The sequence below is a fragment of the Citrobacter sp. CK206 genome (genome assembly GCF_030333125.1).
Lineage (GTDB): Bacteria > Pseudomonadota > Gammaproteobacteria > Enterobacterales > Enterobacteriaceae > Citrobacter_B > Citrobacter_B koseri.
The window spans coordinates 110,036-123,382 of sequence record NZ_JAOWGM010000031.1; the positions used below are offsets into that span (position 1 = coordinate 110,036).

Sequence of the window (13,347 nt, forward strand, 5' to 3'; positions counted from 1 at the left end):
CAGTCACTTACTTATGTAAGCTCCTGGGGATTTACTCAGTTGCCGCCTCGATGCATCTCGAATGATTTTGTGTAAGAAAAATATTGACTAAATCAGTGCCATTGCCTGATGGCGCTACGCTTATCAGGCCTACGTTCGCGTCGCCATCCGGCCTATTTACGGACTTACTTTGCGACCAGGATGGAATCGACCAGCTTAAATTCCGGCGCTTTATCCAGCGGGATCACGTTGCCTGATTTCGCGGCATCCACCATCAGCCTGAGCCCTGTCGCGCCGATATCCGAAGGGTTCTGAGCGATGGTCGCCGTCATCTGTCCGGCCTCCACCATTTTGCGGGCTTCCGGGATACCGTCTGTACCCACTACCAGCACTTTTCCGCTTTTCCCGGCGTTAGCCACGGCCTGGGCGACGCCCATCGCCATGGTGTCGTTAGCGCAATAAATCGCTTTGATATTCGGGTTGCGTTGCAGCACGTTGGTGGCAACGTCTAACGCTTTGATTCGGTCCCAGTCTGCGGGTTGGCTGGCGACCAACTTGATTTGGCTTGCCTTTTTGAAAGCCTCGGTTGCGCCATTGCGGCGCGCCTCGCCGGAGGCGTTACCGGCTTTACCTTCAATAATGGCGACTTCACCGCCCTCGGCGCCCAGTTTCTCAATAATGAACTCCGCGCCTTTGGCGCCCACGGCGACGTTATCGGTGGTGACAAACCCTTCGACGTTACCGCCCGCTTTTTTCAGGTTATCCATATCGATTTTTTCATCGAGATTGACCAGATAAATCCCTTTCTTCCACGCGCGGGCGACGGGCATCACCAGGTTTACTGAGGATAATGGCGCAAAGGCGATACCTTTGTAATTTTTATTGCTGAGATCTTCGAATAGCTGCAACTGAGACTGAAAGTCGCCTTCCGAAGGTGAGGCAAAAATATCGACGCTGACACCCAGCGTTTTTGCTTCATCTTCAATACCTTTTTTCATATCCACCCAGAATGGATTGGATAATGTTTTTAATACTACGGCATATTCGGCGGCGGCAAATGCGCTGGTGGACAACATTAAGCCCATAGCCGCACCGCTGAAATATTTCAGATATTTATTCATAGCAGTATTCTCAGTGTAGGGTGTTGCTCCCGAAAATGAGAGCAACGAGCATTTTATTTCAGCGCGCCTGGTGAAAAGAAATCAACAATTGCGCCAGTTTTTTGCATATTAATGGTTGCCTGTTCGATATTCAGTTGGGCGACGGAAACAAAAAATGCATCCAGTAGAGTGAGTTGTAATATGCGTGCGGAAGCATTACGCCCTAATAACGGTGTTTCTGGTGCTGGCGAACAAATAATATAGTCAGCCAATTTGGCGATAGGTGAATGGTAGCTGTGGGTGATACAGATAATTTTGGCACCATTCTTTTTCGCCAGTTCAACCGCGGCTTTTACATCACTGGTGCGCCCGGAATGGGTCACTACCAACACGACATCGCCTTCTTTTAATAGCGATGCGGACATCATCATGATGTGCGCGTCCGGGTAAGTCTGGCAGCGCACGCCGATGCGTAAGAACTTATGCTGTACGTCCGCGCAGATGGCATTCGACCCGCCAGCGCCATACAAATCACGCTGCTTCGCCTGATAAAAGAAGCGTGCGGCGCGATGAATCTCATCCACGTTGACGATTGACTGACCTTCCATAATGGTGCGTAAGGTAATGTTGAATACCTTATTCACCACATCCTGCGGCGCTTCATCAAAGGCCAGTTCGGCAGGCAATACCTGCTCAGACTGAGAAAAATAGTCTTCCAGCGCGCTGCGTAAGTTGCGAAACCCGCTGAATCCCAGCAGTTTCGATACCTTAACAATCATGGCTTCAGATACCGCCAGCGCCTCTGCGACATCTTTAATGGCTGGCGCGCTACTGAGATTACCCGGCTTGAGTAACCACTCGACGATACGGCTCTCGTTCTCCGTCATGCCTTCCTGCTTCATGCGCAGGTAAGGCGCAAGCCCGATGCCGTTTGGAAGCCCTGAATCAAATTCTGACTGACTCATTACGTTCTCTTGTCCTTGAAATGAAGACGCCACTATATCACCACAGCAGGAACAGAAAAGATGCTGACTACTTCACAAAATAGTTAAATTTATAAAGTTTGTCATTTTGTGAATTTAATAACGTTGATAAAAATACGGAATGAAAATAAGTCAATATAAAACAATGAATTATAGTTTTGACTTGTTCAGGCGCAGCCTGTGTAAGCATCAAGGTCGGGTATTTGTCGCTCTTGCTTTGCCGAACGGAGGTGTGTAGAACAGGCCCATACAGCGTCTTTCTGTCGATTTATTGTTCTTTTAAATTCATTTAAATCACAAATATTTTTTATTCGTAAAGTTTGACCGGGGCGAGAATGAGTATGAAAAAGATAGCATTTGGCTGTGATCACGTTGGTTTTATCCTGAAACAGGATATTTTGACGCACTTAACCCAGCGCGGTATTACGGTGATTGATAAGGGAACCTGGTCGCCGGAGCGCACGGATTACCCGCATTATGCCAGCGAGGTGGCACAAGCCGTTGTCTCTGGCGAGGTTGATGGCGGTATTCTGGTGTGTGGCACCGGTGTGGGGATTTCGATAACGGCAAACAAGTTTGCCGGAGTCCGCGCCGTCGTTTGCAGCGAACCCTATTCGGCACAGCTTTCGCGCCGGCATAATGATACCAACGTGCTGGCTTTTGGCTCGCGGGTTATTGGGCTGGAGCTGGCAAAAATGATCGTGGATGCCTGGCTGGATGCGGGGTTTGAAGGGGGGCGCCATCAAAAGCGCGTGGAGGCGATTATGGCGATAGAACAGCAGGGCAAATGAGATTCCTCCGCTACACGTCGAACAGGCCATTCGCTACCGTGAGGGGAAGATCTCTGCGAGGCTGGTTTTATGAAACGCTATTCTACGCTCATTGCTCTGGGCCTGTTGTCGCTGACGACGCTTCCTGCGCATGCCGATATTGTTGATGACACCATCGGTAATATTCAGCAGGCGATCAATGACGCGTATAAATCTGACAACGGGCGGGATTATGAGGATGACCGCCGTGATGAAGAGTGGCAGCGCCAGATGAGCGACGATCGCCGCAGACAATATGACGACAGACGCCGTCAGTTTGAAGATCGGCGTCGCCAGTTGGACGATCGCCAACGCCAGCTCGATCAGGAACGTCGTCAGCTGGAAGATGAAGAGCGCAGAATGGAAGACGAGTACGATCGTTAACCGCGCGACAATCGTAGGCCGGATAAGGCGCAATGCGCCGCCATCCGGCGTAAGGCTACTCCAGCACAATCTCCATCCCGTCATATCCGGCTTCAATACCGCCCGGCAGGGGGTTATCCATCAGCCATACGTCGAACGAGTGGCTGATGTGGGTGAGAATGACCCGTGGGCAGTGAATCACCTCATTGAGCGCGATAACCGTGTTTACATCGCAGTGATTACGCGGTGCTTCCGCGCGTGGCGCGTGACTACAGTCGATGACGATCGTTTGCGGCTGGTTATTCAGCAGAAATTTTACTGTCTTATCCGGCAGCGCTGCGGTGTCCGACAGCCACGCGACGCGGCTGTGCGCAGATTCCAGCAGATAGCCAAACGTTAGTTTTGAATGGTTAAGCGGCAGCGGCGTTACCTGTAATCCCTGGAGATCGAAGACCACAAACGGTTCGACGGTGTGGCTGAAATCAAGGATGCCGGGATGTTTAAACAGATCGTCGCAGCCCTGTTCATCCGGCGGACCATAAACCGGAATTGCGGCGCCCACGCCCCAGCGCAGGGGGAACAGCCCCTGAACATGATCCATATGATAATGCGTGAGCAGAAACTGCTGAAAAGATCCGGCGGGCCAGCGATCGGTAAGATCGTGCAGGCCCGCATCAAGCAGCGTTACCGCATCATTGAATTTGACGACGCCGCTACAGGGGCGGCGGCGATACTGCTCCTGTAAGCGTGCCCGACGGCAGGCGAGACAATCGCAGCCGTATGCTGGCACGCCCTGTGCGCCGCCGGTTCCTGTTAGCGTAATCGTCAGGCTCATTAGTCACCTCAAAGCGCTTTGGTAAAACGAAAATGGCTTTGCGCATACCCTTCACGCAGATAAAACCGGTGCGCATCATGGCGTTTCACGCTGGTGGACAGCTCCGTCATCTCCGCGCCGGCCTGGCGGGCTTCTTCTTCCGCCCATGCCAGCAACCGGCTGCCGACTTTCAGACCTCGCGCCTGCGGCATCACCACCAGTTCCTGGATCTCCCCGATCCAGTTAGCGTGATGCAGGTGGTACTGCATATGCAGGCCGATCATCCCGACAACCTGCCCGTCGCGCAGCGCCAGCTGGTAGCGTATCGTGCGATCCTGCAAATTTGAGGCAAACCCGGCGCGAAAGGCCTGGCGATCGAACTCCGCTTGTTTCAGTTCGCAGATCAGTTGATACACCGCGTCGGTATCGTCCGGCGTGGCCCGGCGTAGTTCACAGACAGGCATGGCTTTTCTCCTGGCGGCCCATTAACGTTAATAAGGTATCGACTGACTGTAGCAAACTTCCGTCATTATTGAGGATATGACAGTTAAAAGGGGCGTAACGGGCCGCGCGCGCCAGGCGAGCGGCAATCTCGGTTTCGCTTTCACGCCCGCGCGCCTGTAGACGCTGGCGCAAAATATCGGGAGAGACCTGCAAACAGATAGGCAGCAGCGCTTTGCCGTAGCGGGCCTGCGCCTGCGGCAGATGGGCGCGTGAGCCGTTAACCACCACGTCAAAACCGGCGTGCAGCCACAGATCGATCTCCACGCCAACGCCATAGTACAGGCCATTAGCGTGCCAGCTCAGCGCCAGTAAATTTTGCCCTGCCCGAGTGAAAAACTCCTGCTCGCTCAGCGCAATATGGTTCTCGTTGCCCGCGTTAGCCGCACGCGTGATATAGCGGTGCGCAACCAGCAACTGCGTATGTTCCCGCTGGCGGAGCGCCGCCAGCAAACTGTCCTTACCGGAGCCGGACGGCCCCATCAGCCAGATCAGTTTTCCCATAGTCAGAACACCCTTTTACCCTGACGCCAGACGTGGTCGATATGAATGTGATCGCCTTTACGGTGCGCCAGCACCAGGTCGGCGCGCCTGCCTTCGGCGATGATGCCGCGATCGTCGAGATTCAGCGCGCGCGCCGGGTTGCGGGTCACCAGGTGTATTGCCTGCGGCAGCGTAAATGTGTTGGCCTCGTCGTCCGCCACGCGGAATGCCGCGTCGAGCAGGCTGGCGGGGTAATAGTCGGAGGAGAGGATATCCAGCAACCCCAGTTCTGCCAGCTTATGCGCCGCCACGTTGCCGGAGTGCGAACCACCGCGCACGATGTTGGGCGCGCCCATCAGTACGTTCATCCCATGCTTGCGTGATGCCTCTGCCGCCTCGAACGTGGTGGGAAATTCGGCGATCACGCTGCCAAGCTGATGTGATTCCAGTACATGAGCGTGCGTTGCGTCATCGTGGATCGCCAGCGCGAGATGACGTTCGCGGCACATCTGCGCGATGGCGGCGCGGTTCGGCTGCGACCAGCGCGCCGCAAGCTGAAGCTGTTCCTCTTCGTAGTGGGCCATCTGCTCATCATTGAGTGAATATTTGCCCTGATAGTATTCACGGTACTTCTCGCGGTTAGCGAACTGGCGCTGACCCGGCGAGTGATCCATCAGCGAGACCAGCGTTACCGGCTCACGATCCACCAGCTTTTCGAACAGCGGCAGGGTGGTGTGATGGGGCAATTCACAGCGCAGATGCAGACGGTGTTCGGCGCGGTTAACGCCGCGTTTCTGCGTCTCTTCGACGGCATTGATCATCTTTTCCAGATTTTCCAGGCGATCGCCGCCGTCGCGGACATCGCCAATCGCAACGGCATCCAGCACGGTGGTGATACCGCTGGCGACCATCAGCGCGTCGTGGCTGCTCATGGCGGAATGAGCGGGCCAGTCCACCTTCGGGCGCGGGGTGAAGAATTTGTCGAGATTATCGGTATGCAGCTCAATTAAACCCGGCAGCAGCCAGCCGCCTTCGCCATCCAGCGCCTCAGGGTGACGGCTCTGACTTTCCGCAAAGGCGCGGATAATCCCATCCTGCATTTCCAGCGATCCCTGCACCACTTCGTCTTCCAGCACCAGCTTTACGTTGTTGATAATCATGATGTGGTTCCCATCAGATGCAAACGATCCGCTACGCGATCGCGTACGGTTTGATCGTGAAAAATGCCGACAATCGCCGCGCCGCGCGCTTTGGCTTCTTCAATCAGCGCGACCACGGCGGCGCTGTTTTTGGCGTCCAGCGAGGCGGTGGGTTCATCAAGCAGCAGGATCGGGTAATCGACGATAAACCCGCGCGCGATATTCACGCGCTGCTGCTCGCCGCCGGAAAAGGTGGAGGGAGCGAGATGCCATAGCCGTTCCGGGACGTTCAGGCGCGTCAGCAGGTTCGAGGCTTTCGCGGCGCACGTTTCGCGGGCGACGCCCAGATCCAGCAGCGGCTGCATCACCACATCCAGCGCGGAGATCCGGGGGATCACGCGCAGAAACTGGCTCACCCAGCCGATCGTCGAGCGACGCACTTCCAGCACCTTGCGCGCCGGGGCCTGCACCAGATCGATCCACTCATCGCTATGACGAATGTGGATGTGCCCTTCGTCCGGCAGATAGTTGGCATATAGCGAGCGCAACAGCGTCGATTTACCGCTCCCGGAGTGGCCGTGCAGCACCACGCATTCACCGTTTTGTACCTCCAGAGAGGCGTTTTGCAGCACCGGCAGGCGCACGCCATTTTGCTGGTGCAGCACAAAGGTTTTACTGACGTTTTCTACGCGAATCATTTTGGCCTCTTAATTCTGATTGCCGGATGGCGGCTTCGCCTTATCCGGCCTACAGGTGCGCTTTTTGTAGGCCGGGTAAGCAAAGCGCCACCCGGCAAAACAAAAAATCAGCAAAACAAAAAATCAGTTCTGCAATACCGACGACACCAGCAACTGGGTATACGGATGATGTGGATCGTCGAGCACGCGGTCGGTTAATCCACTTTCCACCACCTGACCCTGCTTCATCACCAGCAGACGGTCTGCTAACAGGCGCGCCACGCCCAAATCGTGGGTGACAATCACCACAGCCAGATCCAGTTCCACCACCAGGCCGCGCAGCAGGTCCAGCAGCTTTGCTTGTACGGAAACGTCCAGCCCGCCGGTGGGTTCGTCCATAAACACCAGCTTCGGGTGAGTGACCAGGTTGCGGGCGATCTGCAAACGCTGCTGCATCCCGCCGGAAAAGGTGGTCGGCAGGTCGTCGATGCGCGAGGCCGGAATTTCCACCTCCTCCAGCCAGCGCTTCGCCGTGGCGCGAATTTCACCATAGTGACGCGCGCCGGTGGCCATCAGGCGTTCGCCGATATTGCCGCCCGCCGAGACCTGGCGGCGCAGTCCGTCCATCGGATGCTGATGCACCACGCCCCATTCCGTGCGCAGCAGGCGGCGGCGGTCGGCTTCGCTCATGCCGTACAGTGAACGGTTCTGGTACAAAATGTCGCCGGACTGCGGCGTCAGGCGCGAGGAGATGGATTTCAGCAGGGTGGTTTTGCCGGAACCGGACTCCCCGACAATGCCCAGCACTTCACCAGGCCACAGGTCAAAAGAAACATCGCTGAAGCCTTTGCCCGGCGCGTAGAGATGGGTCAGATTATTGACTGAAAGCAGCGGTTGCGTCATTTGCTGAGTGCCTCGCTCTGTTGGCGGCAATAATCGGTGTCGGAGCAGACAAACATCCGTTTGCCGCTGTCATCCAGCACCACTTCGTCGAGATAGCTGTGCGTTGAACCGCAGATGGCGCAGGGCTCATCCCAGGTTTGTACGGTGAACGGGTGATCGTCGAAATCGAGGCTTTCCACGCGGGTCCAGGGCGGCACGGCATAGATGCGTTTTTCGCGCCCCGCGCCGAACAGTTGCAGCGCGGGCATCATATTCATCTTCGGGTTGTCGAATTTCGGGATCGGCGACGGGTCCATGACGTAGCGGTCATTGACCTTCACCGGGTAGGCGTAGGTGGTGGCGATATGGCCGAAGCGGGCGATATCTTCGTACAGCTTCACCTGCATGACGCCGTACTCTTCCAGTGCGTGCATGGTGCGGGTTTCGGTTTCGCGCGGCTCGATAAAACGCAGCGGTTCAGGGATCGGCACCTGGAAGATAATGATCTGATCTTCGGTCAGCGGCGTTTCCGGGATCCGATGACGGGTCTGGATCAGCGTTGCGTCTTCGGTGCGTTCGGTGGTGTTCACGCCGGTCACGCGCTTAAAGAAGTTGCGGATCGACACGGCGTTGGTGGTGTCATCCGCCCCCTGGTCGATCACTTTCAGAATGTCCGGCTCGCCAATCACGCTGGCGGTAAGCTGAATGCCGCCCGTACCCCAGCCGTAGGGCATCGGCATTTCACGCCCGCCGAACGGCACCTGATAACCGGGGATCGCCACCGCTTTTAAAATAGCGCGGCGGATCATGCGTTTGGTTTGCTCGTCGAGATAAGCAAAGTTGTAGCCGGAGAGGTTAGTCGTCACGGGCGGCCTCCTGTTGCAGGCGTTTGAGCAGTTCCAGTTCAGCCTGGAAATCGACGTAGTGGGGGAGTTTGAGGTGCGAAACAAAACCCGCCGCCTCGACGTTATCCGCATGCGCCAGCACGAACTCTTCGTCCTGCGCTGGTCCCGTGACCGTTTCATCGTATTCGGGTGCCTGTAGGGCTCTTTCCACCAGCGCCATCGCCATTGCTTTACGTTCGCTCATGCCGAACACCAGTCCGTAGCCGCGGGTAAAGTGCGGCGCGTCGTTTTCCGGTGCGACAAAACCGTTGACCATTTCGCATTCCGTCATCAGCAGTTCGCCGACGTTCACGGCAAATCCCAGCTCCTCCGGCACCGTTTCCAGCCCGACGTAGCCGCTGCGGATCTCACCGGCAAACGGGTGGTTGCGCCCGTAGCCGCGTTGCGTGGAATACGCCAGCGCCAGCAGATACCCTTCGTCGCCGCGCATCAGCTGTTGCAGGCGTGAGGAGCGCGAACAAGGGTAAACCGGCGGCGTGCGGGTGATGTCATCCGGCACGGCGCCGCTGTCTTCTTCACGCTTCGCCAGCCCCTGGTTCGCCAGCAGAGAAAAAACGTGCGGCGCGGCGTCCTGCATGGCGTCAGCGGTACGCAACGGCGGCGTTTCGCCGTTCGCCAGCAGGGTAAAATCGAGCAGGCGATGGGTGTAATCGTAGGTCGGCCCCAGCAACTGCCCGCCGGGAATATCCTTGTAAACGGCGGAGATACGGCGCTCTAAACGCATCTCTGCGGTGTTCAGCGGCTCACTGACCGCCAGTTTTGCCAGCGTGGTGCGGTATGCGCGCAGCAGGAAAATGGCTTCAATGTTATCGCCGCTGGCCTGTTTTAAGGCGAGCGCGGCCAGTTCGCGGTCGGCGATGCCTCCTTCGGTCATCACGCGGTCCACGGCCAGGTTCAACTGTTGCTCGATTTGCGCCACGCTCAGCTCGGCGAGGGTGTCGTCGCCCCGGCGTCGGTTTTCCTGCAACGCGTGGGCGTTGGCTATCGCCTTTTCGCCCCCTTTGACGGCTACGTACATCAGCACACCTCCACATGGGTGGTTCGCGGAATCGCCAGCAGTCGCTCGCCGCAGGTGAGGATGAGATCGACCCCCAGCGGGAACGGGTGCGGGCGCTCAGTCAGTTCATGGATGAGGCACTCCGGCAGCTGCGGGGCAATCATGCGTTCTTCGGCGATACCCGCCCCGGTCAGGCGCAGCATACGTCCACCGCTCAGGCTGGCGACCTGGACGATCAGGGTGGCGCTGGTTTCCGGCGCGACGGCGCTTCCGGCGGAAAGGGCGTTTAGCTGCTCGCTGCTGATACGTTCATCGGCGACGGCAAAGGCGGCCTGCTGCGGCTGTTCAACCAGCGGCGCGCTGGTGTGAAAGCGCAGGTTCTGACTGGCAATGTCGTTGTTGATGGACGGCGCGAGCCATACCGGCGTGTCGCCGTCGACCAGAGTGAGCAATACGCTGGTGGTGGCCAGATTCAGCGGCTGCCAGCCGTGCTTCAGTTGATGCAGGGCGACAATCACCCCCGGCTCGCTCATCGCCTTCAGCAGGCGACGAAAACTCTGTTGCGCGTCCTGAACGGGCAGGGTAAAGGCGGTTTGTAGGGTCATGCGTTATCTCCGCGTACCAGCGTAAAGAAGTCGACCCGGCTGGCGTTTACTTCGGCGCGGCGAGCGGTAATGTGTGCGTCGCGTTCCGCCTCCAGCGGGGCAATTAAGGTTTCCATTAAGGTCTGGAAGTGAGTGTGCTCCTGCAACAGCGCGTCGATGACGGCGCACTGCTCGGCGTGGTGTTTGTTGCGCCCCAGCAGGTAGCTGTAGCCCAGCGTGCCGCTCTTAAGACGCACCACCGCACGGGTCAGCGTGGTATCTCCGGCGAAAAAGCGGTTGCCGGTGCCGCCCATGCGGGCCTGAATCTGCATCAGCCCGGTTTCCGGGGCGCGAATCAGTTCGTATTCCGGCGTGAGTTTCAGCGCCTGCATTTTCACGTTAAGCGCGTCGGCGTTGCTGTAAGCCAGCGCGCGCATCCAGCGCTGGCGAGTGGCGGTATCGAAGTGCATTCCGTCAGTGCTCCATAGTGAATTCGATCATGTCGGCGCGGGTCAGGCTGACGGAGTACTCCGTCGCGTTTTCCTCGCCGTCACGGTGGTTCAGCGTGCGCACGCACAGCAGCGGCGCCATGTTGGGAATTTCCAGCACCTTGCTCTCTTTGGCCTGCGCACGGCGGGCGCTGATGCGCGTCTGGGTGCGCTGTAGCGCCAGACCGCACTGCTCGCGCAGGTAGTCATGCAGTGAACCGTGGTTAAAGCCCTGCAACAGCGGCCAGAGGGCGAGGTCGGAAAAGTAATGGTCGATCAGGCACAGGGCGATGCCATTTACCCGGCGCAGGGTGCGCAGGTGGATGACGTTATCGCCCTCTTTGACGCTCAGCGCATCGGCGATGTGGCTGGATGCCGGGCGCAGCACCGCCAGCAGTTTTTCGCTGGTGGGATGACTGCCTTGTTCCAGTAGATTCTGGCTAAAGCGCGCCTGGGCATTGAGCGGGTAATCGAACGGGCGCATCAGCACCAGCACGCCGACGCCCTGGCGACGCTGCACCCAACCGCGCTCCACGAGCTGGTCGATGGCGCGGCGCAGCGTGTGGCGGTTCACCTCATAGCGGGCGGCAAGCTGATGTTCCGCCGGAAGGTAATCGCCGCAGCGGTAATGTTGGCGAAGCTCCTGCTCAAGTCTCGCGGCAATCTCCTGATAGCGCGTTGGATAACTGGTCGGATGTGTAGACAAGTGCATAGCCATCAATGCCTCGCTAATCAGATAAAGTGCTTACGCAAACGCTGGGAGAGGAAATCCAGCAGGCTGACGGTAATGATGATTAACACCATCAGGGCGCAGGTCTGCGGGAACTGAAAGCCGCGAATCGCTTCCCACAGCGTGACGCCGATGCCGCCTGCGCCCACCATGCCGACCACCGTGGCGGAGCGGACGTTGGACTCAAAACGGTACAGCGAGTAGGAGATGAGCAGCGGCATAACCTGCGGTAGCACGCCGTAGAGGATCTCTTCAATTTTGTTGGCGCCGGTGGCGCGAATGCCTTCAACCGGGCCGGGTTCAATGGCTTCCACCGCTTCGGAAAGCAGCTTGGAGAGCACGCCGGTGGTGTGGATAAACAGCGCCATTACCCCGGCAAACGGCCCGAGACCAACGGCGACCACGAACAGCATGGCGAAAACCATTTCGTTAATCGCGCGGCAGGCGTCCATCAGGCGACGCATCGGCTGGTAAATCCACCACGGCACGAGGTTATCGGCGCACATCAGGCCGCAGGGAATCGACAGAATGACCGCCAGCGCAGTGCCCCAGACGGCGATTTGCAGGGTGACGGCCATTTCGCCCAGATAGTGCTGCCACTGGCTGAAGTCCGGCGGGAAGAAGTCGGCGGCGAAGGTCGCCATGTTGCCGGAATCCTGAATTAGCGTGAGTGGGGCCATTTCGGCGCCCTTCCACGAAACGACCAGGACGGCGAGAAGGATGGCCCAGCTCAGGAGCGAGAACCAGCTACGCTTTGGCGGGGCGACGGTGATGCTTTGCATGTTTAGCTCCGTGCGTCGGTTATTGCCGGATGGCGGCGCAAGCGCCTTATCTGGCCTACAGAACATCGTAGGCCCGGTAAGCGAAGCGCCACCGGGTATCAGGTTTACTGCACCGCTTTGGTGACGCTGGTCATCGCGCCCAGCGCGGCGGTCAGGCGGTCGAGATCGTCCAGCTGCGCTTTAATCGCGGAGGTTTTGCTGGTTTTTTCGCTCTCGTTCAGCCCTTTGTTGTCCTTCACGCCCTGCATTTCTTTAAACAGCGCCAGCTGGCGAATCGGCACCAGTTGCAGGTCGCTGGAGGGGCGGAATGGCGCCCAGCCCAGGCGTTCCAGCACGGTTTTCTCTTCCGCTGTTTTGCCGTAATTCATAAAGAAGTCGTACACCTTGTCCTTGGTGGTTTCGGAGAGATTTTTACGCCAGACGATCGGATCGCCTGGGATCAGCGGCGACTTCCAGACAACCTTCAGTGCTTTCAGCTTGTCTGGCGCGGAGGTTTTCAGTTTGTCGAGGTTTTCGGTGTTATTGGTTGCGACATCCACCTGCTTGTTGGCGACGGCCAGCGCGTTGGTTTCGTGGCTGGCGTTAACGGTGCGTTTGAAGTCGCTGGCGGAGATGCCGTTTTTGGCGAAGACGTAATAACCGGGGACGAGGAAGCCAGAGGTAGAGTTCGGATCGCCATTGCCGAAGGTGAGATCTTTACGTTTGGCGATCAGATCGTCCAGGTTATTGATCGGGCTGTCTTTGTTGACGATCAACACGCTCCAGTAGCCCGGCGATCCGTCTGCGGCGACGGTCTGGGCAAATACCTGACCGTTAGCGCGATCCACGGCTTCCATCGCCGAGAGGTTGCCGTACCAGGCGATATCCACTTTGTTGAAGCGCATTCCCTGAATGATGCCCGCATAGTCAGGCGCGAAGAAGGCGTTCACTTTGACGCCCAGTTTCTTTTCCATATCCTTCAGGAACGGGTCCCACTGCGGCTTCAGGTTTTGCTGTGATTCGGTCGAAATAATGCCAAAGTTCAGTGCTTTTTCCTGTTCTTCCGCATGTGCCGGGCTTAACAAGGTGCTGATGCTGAACATGCTGGTGAACGCCAGCGCGGCAACGGCTTTGTAGCTCATTTCCATTCCT

At 57.5% G+C, this 13,347-nt stretch carries 17 protein-coding genes; 2 read left to right on the plus strand and 15 right to left on the minus strand.

Annotation, left to right across the window (positions count from 1 at the left end; translation table 11 throughout):
- Positions 1-164: 164 nt before the first annotated feature.
- Together alsB and OGX81_RS21555 are read right to left on the minus strand one after the other, a co-directional pair.
- Complete coding sequence (alsB, locus tag OGX81_RS21550) at positions 165-1,100, minus strand: D-allose transporter substrate-binding protein (protein ID WP_104867888.1); 936 nt, start codon at positions 1,098-1,100, stop codon at positions 165-167.
- 53 nt (positions 1,101-1,153) lie between these two features.
- Positions 1,154-2,044 carry a MurR/RpiR family transcriptional regulator gene (locus OGX81_RS21555; RefSeq protein ID WP_012134556.1) on the minus strand — a complete coding sequence of 297 codons (891 nt, stop codon included), beginning with the start codon at positions 2,042-2,044 and terminating at the stop codon, positions 1,154-1,156.
- Between the two features lie 359 nt (positions 2,045-2,403).
- Between OGX81_RS21555 and rpiB the strand changes: the two genes are divergently transcribed.
- On the plus strand, positions 2,404-2,853 hold the full coding sequence (gene rpiB, locus OGX81_RS21560) for a bifunctional allose-6-phosphate isomerase/ribose-5-phosphate isomerase RpiB (protein WP_104869091.1): 450 nt from the start codon (positions 2,404-2,406) through the stop codon (positions 2,851-2,853).
- A 69-nt stretch (positions 2,854-2,922) separates the two neighbouring features.
- On the plus strand, positions 2,923-3,255 hold the full coding sequence (gene yjdP, locus OGX81_RS21565; RefSeq protein ID WP_012134552.1) for a DDRRRQL repeat protein YjdP: 333 nt from the start codon (positions 2,923-2,925) through the stop codon (positions 3,253-3,255).
- A gap of 55 nt (positions 3,256-3,310) precedes the next feature.
- Here yjdP and phnP read toward each other — a convergent pair whose 3' ends face one another.
- From phnP to phnD, 13 genes are all read right to left on the minus strand, one after another.
- On the minus strand, positions 3,311-4,069 hold the full coding sequence (phnP, locus tag OGX81_RS21570) for a phosphonate metabolism protein PhnP (RefSeq protein WP_049011829.1): 759 nt from the start codon (positions 4,067-4,069) through the stop codon (positions 3,311-3,313).
- Between the two features lie 8 nt (positions 4,070-4,077).
- Entirely contained in the window at positions 4,078-4,512 is a 435-nt protein-coding gene (gene phnO, locus OGX81_RS21575; protein WP_012134549.1) for an aminoalkylphosphonate N-acetyltransferase, read from the minus strand.
- Positions 4,499-5,053, minus strand: coding sequence for a ribose 1,5-bisphosphokinase (gene phnN, locus OGX81_RS21580; RefSeq protein WP_012134548.1), 555 nt, complete (start codon positions 5,051-5,053; stop codon positions 4,499-4,501). The genes phnO and phnN overlap by 14 nt, the downstream gene beginning before the upstream one ends.
- Positions 5,054-5,055: 2 nt before the next feature.
- Complete coding sequence (gene phnM, locus OGX81_RS21585) at positions 5,056-6,192, minus strand: alpha-D-ribose 1-methylphosphonate 5-triphosphate diphosphatase (protein WP_286487641.1); 1,137 nt, start codon at positions 6,190-6,192, stop codon at positions 5,056-5,058.
- Positions 6,189-6,869 carry a phosphonate C-P lyase system protein PhnL gene (gene phnL, locus OGX81_RS21590; RefSeq protein ID WP_104867885.1) on the minus strand — a complete coding sequence of 227 codons (681 nt, stop codon included), beginning with the start codon at positions 6,867-6,869 and terminating at the stop codon, positions 6,189-6,191. Before phnL ends, phnM begins: the two co-directional genes overlap by 4 nt.
- A gap of 123 nt (positions 6,870-6,992) precedes the next feature.
- On the minus strand, positions 6,993-7,751 hold the full coding sequence (gene phnK / locus OGX81_RS21595) for a phosphonate C-P lyase system protein PhnK (protein ID WP_047459591.1): 759 nt from the start codon (positions 7,749-7,751) through the stop codon (positions 6,993-6,995).
- Positions 7,748-8,539: an alpha-D-ribose 1-methylphosphonate 5-phosphate C-P-lyase PhnJ gene (gene phnJ / locus OGX81_RS21600; RefSeq protein ID WP_232103867.1), complete on the minus strand. Its 792-nt coding sequence runs from the start codon at positions 8,537-8,539 to the stop codon at positions 7,748-7,750. Before phnJ ends, phnK begins: the two co-directional genes overlap by 4 nt.
- Positions 8,540-8,585: 46 nt before the next feature.
- Positions 8,586-9,653, minus strand: a complete 1,068-nt coding sequence (locus tag OGX81_RS21605) for a carbon-phosphorus lyase complex subunit (protein WP_012134543.1) — start codon at positions 9,651-9,653, stop codon at positions 8,586-8,588.
- Entirely contained in the window at positions 9,653-10,237 is a 585-nt protein-coding gene (gene phnH / locus OGX81_RS21610; RefSeq protein WP_012134542.1) for a phosphonate C-P lyase system protein PhnH, read from the minus strand. Before phnH ends, OGX81_RS21605 begins: the two co-directional genes overlap by 1 nt.
- Positions 10,234-10,686 carry a phosphonate C-P lyase system protein PhnG gene (gene phnG, locus OGX81_RS21615; protein ID WP_012134541.1) on the minus strand — a complete coding sequence of 151 codons (453 nt, stop codon included), beginning with the start codon at positions 10,684-10,686 and terminating at the stop codon, positions 10,234-10,236. Before phnG ends, phnH begins: the two co-directional genes overlap by 4 nt.
- A 4-nt stretch (positions 10,687-10,690) precedes the next feature.
- Positions 10,691-11,416, minus strand: coding sequence for a phosphonate metabolism transcriptional regulator PhnF (phnF, locus tag OGX81_RS21620; RefSeq protein WP_024130818.1), 726 nt, complete (start codon positions 11,414-11,416; stop codon positions 10,691-10,693).
- Positions 11,417-11,436: 20 nt separating this feature from the next.
- Entirely contained in the window at positions 11,437-12,216 is a 780-nt protein-coding gene (gene phnE, locus OGX81_RS21625; protein ID WP_012134539.1) for a phosphonate ABC transporter, permease protein PhnE, read from the minus strand.
- Positions 12,217-12,320: 104 nt separating this feature from the next.
- The gene (phnD, locus tag OGX81_RS21630) at positions 12,321-13,337 is read right to left on the minus strand and encodes a phosphonate ABC transporter substrate-binding protein (protein ID WP_024130817.1); all 1,017 of its coding nucleotides are present in this window, start codon (positions 13,335-13,337) and stop codon (positions 12,321-12,323) included.
- Positions 13,338-13,347: the final 10 nt, after the last annotated feature.

Excerpts from the sequence above, each read along its gene's own strand:
- alsB (WP_104867888.1), bottom strand. The coding sequence starts at position 1,100 with ATGAATAAATATCTGAAATATTTCAGCGGTGCGGCTATGGGCTTAATG.
- OGX81_RS21555 (WP_012134556.1), bottom strand. The coding sequence starts at position 2,044 with ATGAGTCAGTCAGAATTTGATTCAGGGCTTCCAAACGGCATCGGGCTT.
- rpiB (WP_104869091.1), top strand. The coding sequence starts at position 2,404 with ATGAAAAAGATAGCATTTGGCTGTGATCACGTTGGTTTTATCCTGAAA.
- yjdP (WP_012134552.1), top strand. The coding sequence starts at position 2,923 with ATGAAACGCTATTCTACGCTCATTGCTCTGGGCCTGTTGTCGCTGACG.
- phnP (WP_049011829.1), bottom strand. The coding sequence starts at position 4,069 with ATGAGCCTGACGATTACGCTAACAGGAACCGGCGGCGCACAGGGCGTG.
- phnO (WP_012134549.1), bottom strand. The coding sequence starts at position 4,512 with ATGCCTGTCTGTGAACTACGCCGGGCCACGCCGGACGATACCGACGCG.
- phnN (WP_012134548.1), bottom strand. The coding sequence starts at position 5,053 with ATGGGAAAACTGATCTGGCTGATGGGGCCGTCCGGCTCCGGTAAGGAC.
- phnM (WP_286487641.1), bottom strand. The coding sequence starts at position 6,192 with ATGATTATCAACAACGTAAAGCTGGTGCTGGAAGACGAAGTGGTGCAG.
- phnL (WP_104867885.1), bottom strand. The coding sequence starts at position 6,869 with ATGATTCGCGTAGAAAACGTCAGTAAAACCTTTGTGCTGCACCAGCAA.
- phnK (WP_047459591.1), bottom strand. The coding sequence starts at position 7,751 with ATGACGCAACCGCTGCTTTCAGTCAATAATCTGACCCATCTCTACGCG.
- phnJ (WP_232103867.1), bottom strand. The coding sequence starts at position 8,539 with ATGATCCGCCGCGCTATTTTAAAAGCGGTGGCGATCCCCGGTTATCAG.
- OGX81_RS21605 (WP_012134543.1), bottom strand. The coding sequence starts at position 9,653 with ATGTACGTAGCCGTCAAAGGGGGCGAAAAGGCGATAGCCAACGCCCAC.
- phnH (WP_012134542.1), bottom strand. The coding sequence starts at position 10,237 with ATGACCCTACAAACCGCCTTTACCCTGCCCGTTCAGGACGCGCAACAG.
- phnG (WP_012134541.1), bottom strand. The coding sequence starts at position 10,686 with ATGCACTTCGATACCGCCACTCGCCAGCGCTGGATGCGCGCGCTGGCT.
- phnF (WP_024130818.1), bottom strand. The coding sequence starts at position 11,416 with ATGCACTTGTCTACACATCCGACCAGTTATCCAACGCGCTATCAGGAG.
- phnE (WP_012134539.1), bottom strand. The coding sequence starts at position 12,216 with ATGCAAAGCATCACCGTCGCCCCGCCAAAGCGTAGCTGGTTCTCGCTC.
- phnD (WP_024130817.1), bottom strand. The coding sequence starts at position 13,337 with ATGAGCTACAAAGCCGTTGCCGCGCTGGCGTTCACCAGCATGTTCAGC.